Source organism: Roseateles sp. P5_E11 (genome assembly GCF_054049355.1).
On the sequence record NZ_JBFUMO010000340.1, the window covers coordinates 1 to 6,331 of the forward strand.

Below are 6,331 nucleotides of genomic sequence, written 5' to 3' on the forward strand. Positions count from 1 at the left end.
CCCCTCCACGTATGGCGTGTTCGACACGCACGTGAAGGAAATCTGCGCGATGGTGAAGGCCCACGGCGGCCGCGTTTATGTGGACGGCGCCAACATGAATGCGCTGGTCGGCGTGGCGGCACCCGGCGAGTTCGGCGGCGACGTCAGCCACCTGAACCTGCACAAGACCTTCTGCATCCCGCACGGCGGTGGCGGCCCGGGCGTCGGCCCGGTCTGCGTCGTCGAAGACCTCGTGCCCTTCCTACCCGCGCACCGTACGGCGGGCCTGGGCAAGGCCACCAACATCGGCGCCGTCTCCGCCGCACCGCTGGGCAACGCGGCCGTGTTGCCGATCTCGTGGATGTACATCCGCATGATGGGCGCCGAGGGCCTGAAGAAGGCCACCGAGGTGGCCATCCTGTCCGCCAACTACGTCGCGGCCCGCCTGTCGGACCACTACGACATCCACTTCAGCGGCAACATCGACGGCGTCAAGGGCGGCGGCGTGGCCCACGAGTGCATCCTGGACCTGCGTCCGCTGAAGGACAGCTCCGGCGTCAGCGCAGAGGACGTGGCCAAGCGCCTCATCGACTACGGCTTCCATGCGCCGACGCTGAGCTTCCCCGTGGCCGGCACGCTGATGGTCGAGCCGACCGAGAGCGAGTCCCGCGCCGAGCTGGACCGTTTCATCGACGCGATGATCCAGATCCGCCAGGAGATCGCCGACGTCGAGTCCGGCAAGGTCAGCCGCGAGGACAACCCGCTGGTCAACGCGCCGCACACCTCGATGGTCGTCAGCGCCACCGACTGGACCCACGGCTACAACCGCGAAGCCGCCGCCTTCCCCCTGCCCTCGCTGCGCCGCCAGAAATACTGGTCACCGGTAGGCCGCGTGGACAACGTCTGGGGCGACCGCAATTTGTTCTGCAGCTGCGTGCCGCTGAGCGAGTACGAAGAAGCCTGAGCGGCCTTTGCCCGGCTCCCCTCAAGTCATGCTTGCCGTCCAGGTCATCGAGATTCTTTGGACCAAGGCCACGCGAGGGGCGCCGCGTTCCAATGAGCGTGTGGCGCTGCCACGGGCCTTTCCGCTCGATGGCCAGCCTCGGACGTGTCTGGTCCAGCACTTCAAGATCGCAGAGTGGGATGACTTCCAACCGCGGCTATTGAAATCCGAAATGAAGGACCACGTTCCGGGCTCAGAAGACGTGCTGCGCATTTCGGCGATGCCCGATCAGGCGTTCTGCCTCGGAATTCTCGGGACACCAAGCGCTGGACAGCCCAAGCGCCATGCATTGCCGGGCGTCGTGCGCCTTCTGCCTGGAGAGTTTGCTCGCCTGGTCGTCAATGCGCGGCACACGACCTACTCGGGGCAGTATTACTCCGAGACCATCTACAACGTCGCCTGCGGCGATTCGGTGCCTGCGGATCGATTCCTCGCCGGGAATCCGGACCACGACGTCGACCTCAAGGCAAACCTCTTTTGACGGTGGGAAGGCGGCCCGCACGGCCTGCGTTCCCGCTGAAGGAATCCAATCATGGCCGTCTCCGTCTTCGACCTCTTCAAGATCGGCATCGGCGCGAGCAGCTCGCACACCGTCGGCCCCATGCGCGCCGCGCGGCTGTTCGGGCTGCGACTCCAGCGTGCCTGCCTGCACCACAGGATGGCGCACCGGTGCTCGACGACACCCAAGTCCCGGTTCTAGCCCTCGTGCGCCAACTGCACCTGGTCGCGGCCGGCCGCCTTGGCGGCATAGAGGGCCGTATCGGCGGTCTGCACCAGCAGCTCCGGGCGGCKGCCGGCGGCAGGGACTTCGGCCGCGAGCCCGATGCTGGCCGTGACATGACCCGTGGGGCTGGCCGGGTGCGGCAGCGCCCGCGCTCGCAACGCGGCGACGATGCGCTCGCCCAGCGCCTGCATCTGCATGGCGCCGGCACCGGGCACGATGAAGGCGAACTCCTCGCCGCCATAGCGGGCTACCAGCTCGCCGCTGCGCCGGCCGATGGTGTCGGTCAGCACGGCCGCAATCTGGCGCAGGCAGTCGTCGCCGGCGACATGACCCATGCTGTCGTTGTAGGCCTTGAACAGATCGGCGTCGAGCAGCCCCAGGCCGAGCGGCTGGCCGGCCCGCTGGGCTCGCGCCCACTCGGCGACGAGCACCGCATCGAAATGCCGCCGGTTGGCCAGCCCGGTCAGGCCGTCGGTCTGGCTCATCAATTCGAGCTGCCGGTTGGCCGCCTCCAGCGCCGCGGTGCGCTCCAGCACGCGCGCCTCCAACACGCGTTCGCTGTCGGTCAGTGCCTGCACGCGGGCTTGCTCGGCCTGCAGTGCGCGCGCCTGGGCCTGCTCCTTGTCGGCGCGCATGCGCGCGTAGCGGTCAGCCAGCGCCAGCGACAGCAGCAGCAGGTCGACCGCCGAGCCGGCCTGGGTGCCGGCGCTGGTGATCAGGTTGCTGGGCAGCACGCCCAGGTTGCGCATATGGCCCAGCAGCACGGCCACCAGCAGCACGCTGAAGGCCACGACGAAGAAGTAGGCACTGCGCTGGCGCTGCAACGTGCCGGTGATGCCGCAGGCCAGCAGCAGTGCGGCGGTCGTGGCGCTGCAGACGGCCCAGAACGGCGCCGTCTGCGCGAACCAGCCCATCAGCAACGGGATGAGCAGCACATTCAGCGCGATCAGCGCACGCAGCCCGAGGTCCAGCCGCGGCATGGTCTGCGGCGTGCGCAGCATGCGGCGCGAGAACATCATCAGCGCGATAGCCGCCACCGAGCCGGGCACGTTGACGCCGCGCTGCTGCCAGAAGGGGGCGTCCGGCCAAAGGAAGTTGGTGCCGATGCCGGTGAAGCAAGCCAGCGACGCCGCGATGCTGCCGGCGAACAGCACGTACCAACCGAACGACGCGTCGCGCAGCAGCAGGAAGATCACCAGGTTGTAGAGGCCCACGGCCAGCGCCAGCCCGAAGTACAGCATCTGCACGGCCAGCCGGCGCTGGTCGAAGTGCGGAAAGGCATCGGCGCGCCACAGTCGGGCCGGCACGATCAGCGAATTCGCGGACGCCACGCGCAGTACCAGCGTCCGGGTTTCGCCCGGGGCCAGCGTGACCGGCACGGCGAAGTTGCCACCCGGCCAGCGCCGCTGGGCAAAGGGGCGTTGGTAGCCGAGCTCATGCCTGATGGCGGTGCCGTCCGGCGCGAGCAGGCTCACGTCGAGGTATTGCAGCAGCGGATAGCTGATGTCCAGCATGGCCTGCACCGGCTGGCTGCCACCGTTGCGCAGCGGCAGGCGCAGCCAGACCGCGGCCCCGGTGTAGCCGAACGACACGGCCTCGCCGCCGGCCGTGCTGGGCTGCCAGTCGCCACGGGCCGCGGCTGCCAGATCCAGCTTGCGGTCTGGGTCCTGCAACAGCTCCCAGTGCGGCCCCAGCGCCAGCCCATCGGCCGGCAGGGCCYGCAGGTCGACACCACCCGCCCAGGCGACGCCCGACAGCAGCCACAACATCCCCGCCACCCACCACCGCCAGGCTTGCTGGCGCCCACCCAAACACCTCTTCAGCATGGGGCGGGAGTGTAGGCAGCGCCCGCACCCGCTCCGCTGAGAGGCTTCCACTCATTGCCCGAAAGGCCTCCCATGGCAGTCTCCGTCTTCGACCTCTTCAAGATCGGCATCGGCCCGAGCAGCTCGCACACGGTCGGGCCGATGCGCGCCGCGCGCCTGTTCGGCCTGCGGCTGCAGCACGACGGCCTGCTCGACAAGGTGGCCCGGGTGCAGGTCATCCTGTACGGCTCACTCGGCGCCACCGGCAAGGGTCACGGCAGCGACAAGGCCGTGCTGCTGGGCCTGGCCGGGCATGAGCCTGACACAGTGGACATCGAGGCCATCCCGGCCTTGATGGACACCATCCGCGCAGGCGACTTGAACCTGCTCGGCCAGCACAAGGTCGTTTTCGACGAAGCCAAGGACCTGGTCTTCAAGCGCCGCGAGACGCTGCCCTTCCACGCCAACGGCATGCGCTGCATCGCCTTCGACGCCGAAGGCAACGAGATCGCCAACCGCGTTTACTACTCCGTCGGCGGCGGCTTTGTCGTCAGCGACGAAGTGGCGGCCGACGGCAGCAAGCAGAAGGTGATCGCGCCCGACACGACGGTACTGCCCTACCCCTTCAAGTCCGGCGACGAGCTGCTGGAGCTGACCAAGCGCCACGGCATCTCCATCGCCGAGCTGATGCGGCGCAACGAATGCCATTGGCGCACCGAGGCCGAGATCGACGCCGGATTGATGAAGATCTGGGGCGTCATGCAGGCCTGCGTCACACGCGGCTGCAAGACCGAGGGCATCCTGCCCGGCGGCTTCAAGGTCAAGCGCCGCGCCGCGCAGCTGCACCGCGACCTGACGGCCAACCCCGAGGCCGCACTGCGCGATCCTCTGCAGGTGATGGACTGGGTCAACCTCTACGCGCTGGCCGTCAACGAGGAAAACGCCGCCGGCGGCCGCGTCGTCACGGCGCCCACCAACGGCGCGGCCGGCATCGTGCCCGCGGTGCTGCACTACTACACGCGCTTCGTGCACCATGCCAATGAACGCGGCGTCGTCGACTTCCTGCTGACCGCCGCAGCCATCGGCATCCTCTACAAGGAAAACGCGTCCATCAGCGGTGCCGAGGTCGGCTGCCAGGGTGAGGTCGGCGTGGCCTGCTCGATGGCTGCGGGTGCCCTCTGCCAGGTGATGGGCGGCACGCCCGAGCAGGTCGAGAACGCGGCCGAGATCGGCATGGAGCACCACCTGGGCCTGACCTGCGATCCGGTCGGCGGCCTGGTGCAGATCCCCTGCATCGAGCGCAATGCCATCGCCTCGGTCAAGGCCATCAACGCGGCGCGCATGGCGTTGCGCGGCGACGGCACCCACTTCGTCAGCCTGGACAAGGTCATCAAGACCATGCGCGACACCGGCGCCGACATGATGACCAAGTACAAGGAAACGGCCCGCGGCGGACTGGCGGTCAACATCGTCGAGTGCTGACGCCGCCATGTGCCTCGCTGCGTTCGCGCTGAACGCCCACCCGCGCTTCCCCCTCGTCATCGCCGCCAACCGCGACGAGTTTTTCGCTCGCGAGGCCGCGCCCATGGGTTGGTGGCCGGACCTGCCCGACATCCTCGCCGGCCGCGATCTCAGCGCCGGCGGCACCTGGTTTGGCCTGACGCGCGCCGGGCGTCTCGCGCTGCTGACCAATGTGCGCGAGCCGGGAAGGCAGATCGTCGATGCGCCGTCGCGCGGCGCCCTGGTCGTTGACTGGCTTGGCTCGTCCAGCGACGCTGACGATTTCGCGGCCGGGCTGGCACAGGGCTACAACGGTTTCAATCTCGTCACTGCCGATCTGGCCCGCAACGCCTGGCACTGGATCAGCAACCGTGCCTCCGCGCCGCTTGAACTGCGGCCCGGCATCCACGCGCTATCGAATGCCTCGCTTGACACGCCCTGGCCCAAGACCTTGGGCCTGTCGGAAGCGCTGGCCGAGGCGCTCGACAGCTCAACCTCGGTGCAGCAACTGGCAAGCCGGCTCTTCGCCGCGCTGGCCGACGCCACGCCGGCTCCGGACGCGGCCCTGCCCGACACCGGCGTCGGCCTGGCCCGGGAGCGCCTGCTGTCGCCCCGCTTCGTGCGCATGACCGACCCCGCGCAGCCCGGCGTTGCCGTCTACGGCACTCGTTGTGCGACCGTGCTGATCCGTGAGGCCAACGGTACTACCCACGTCATCGAGCGCAGCATCACGGCCGGCGGTGACTGGCTCCCGCCCGTCCACCACGAATTGAGCCGCTGGCCCTGACCCAGGCGCCGCTCAAGCTGATATACAGGCGGGCACTGCCGCTTCTCGCTGCCCGATGAAACCCTTGCCTCGCCTGTCGACCGCCCGTTGGACCGCGCTGGCCTGCATGCTCCTGGCCGGCTTTGTCGCGGTGCGCTGGTGCCTGCAACTGGATGTCGGCAGTTTCCTGCCCGGGCTGGCCGAGATCGGCATCGTGTCGTCGGTGCTGCTGCTGCTCGGCGGCGCCACGGCCTGGGTCATGGCCGGCTGGCGCAGCGGGCAAGCGCCAAGCGCTGCTGCCAGGCGCGCCGTGCAGGGCATGGCACTGCTGATGGCCGTGTTGCCAGCCTTGATGCTCATCGAGGCCGTGGGGGGCCTGTCCCTGGGTATCGACATCACCCGCCCCGGCGTGCTGCCGACGGCGCTGAGTCCTCACCCCGGCCGCATCTCACCCAATGGCTGCGTGGCCCTGCTGCTGCTGTTCGCCTGCCTGGGCCTGCTGGCCGGCCCGCCACGAACGCTGGCCCGGCGTTTGAGCGTGGTCGGCATCATCG

5 protein-coding genes and 2 pseudogenes are annotated in these 6,331 nt (G+C 68.9%); 6 read left to right on the forward strand and 1 reads right to left on the reverse strand.

Annotation, left to right across the window (positions count from 1 at the left end; all coding sequences use genetic code 11):
* The 3 genes and pseudogenes from ACXJKR_RS21190 to ACXJKR_RS21200 all read left to right on the forward strand — a co-directional run.
* A pseudogene (locus ACXJKR_RS21190) lies at positions 1–943 on the forward strand (glycine dehydrogenase (aminomethyl-transferring)); the annotation flags it as partial.
* Between the two features lie 28 nt (positions 944–971).
* Positions 972–1,463: a hypothetical protein gene (locus ACXJKR_RS21195; protein ID WP_457324501.1), complete on the forward strand. Its 492-nt coding sequence runs from the start codon at positions 972–974 to the stop codon at positions 1,461–1,463.
* Positions 1,464–1,514: 51 nt separating this feature from the next.
* Positions 1,515–1,646 (forward strand): annotated as a pseudogene (locus ACXJKR_RS21200) (serine dehydratase beta chain); the annotation flags it as partial.
* Positions 1,647–1,678: 32 nt separating this feature from the next.
* On the opposite strand, the gene ACXJKR_RS21205 reads toward ACXJKR_RS21200, so the two are convergent.
* Complete coding sequence (locus tag ACXJKR_RS21205) at positions 1,679–3,475, reverse strand: sensor domain-containing diguanylate cyclase (protein WP_457324502.1); 1,797 nt, start codon at positions 3,473–3,475, stop codon at positions 1,679–1,681.
* A 129-nt stretch (positions 3,476–3,604) separates the two neighbouring features.
* Here ACXJKR_RS21205 and ACXJKR_RS21210 point away from each other — a divergent pair, with 129 nt between their 5' ends.
* The 3 genes from ACXJKR_RS21210 to ACXJKR_RS21220 all read left to right on the forward strand — a co-directional run.
* On the forward strand, positions 3,605–4,993 hold the full coding sequence (locus tag ACXJKR_RS21210) for an L-serine ammonia-lyase (protein ID WP_457324503.1): 1,389 nt from the start codon (positions 3,605–3,607) through the stop codon (positions 4,991–4,993).
* A 7-nt stretch (positions 4,994–5,000) separates the two neighbouring features.
* Positions 5,001–5,798, forward strand: coding sequence for an NRDE family protein (locus ACXJKR_RS21215; RefSeq protein ID WP_457324504.1), 798 nt, complete (start codon positions 5,001–5,003; stop codon positions 5,796–5,798).
* Between the two features lie 55 nt (positions 5,799–5,853).
* Positions 5,854–6,331: hypothetical protein (locus ACXJKR_RS21220; RefSeq protein ID WP_457324505.1), on the forward strand; the 478-nt coding region annotated here is incomplete at its 3' end.

Coding starts and splice junctions, on each gene's coding strand:
- ACXJKR_RS21195 (WP_457324501.1), top strand. CDS start 972: ATGCTTGCCGTCCAGGTCATCGAGATTCTTTGGACCAAGGCCACGCGA.
- ACXJKR_RS21210 (WP_457324503.1), top strand. CDS start 3,605: ATGGCAGTCTCCGTCTTCGACCTCTTCAAGATCGGCATCGGCCCGAGC.
- ACXJKR_RS21215 (WP_457324504.1), top strand. CDS start 5,001: ATGTGCCTCGCTGCGTTCGCGCTGAACGCCCACCCGCGCTTCCCCCTC.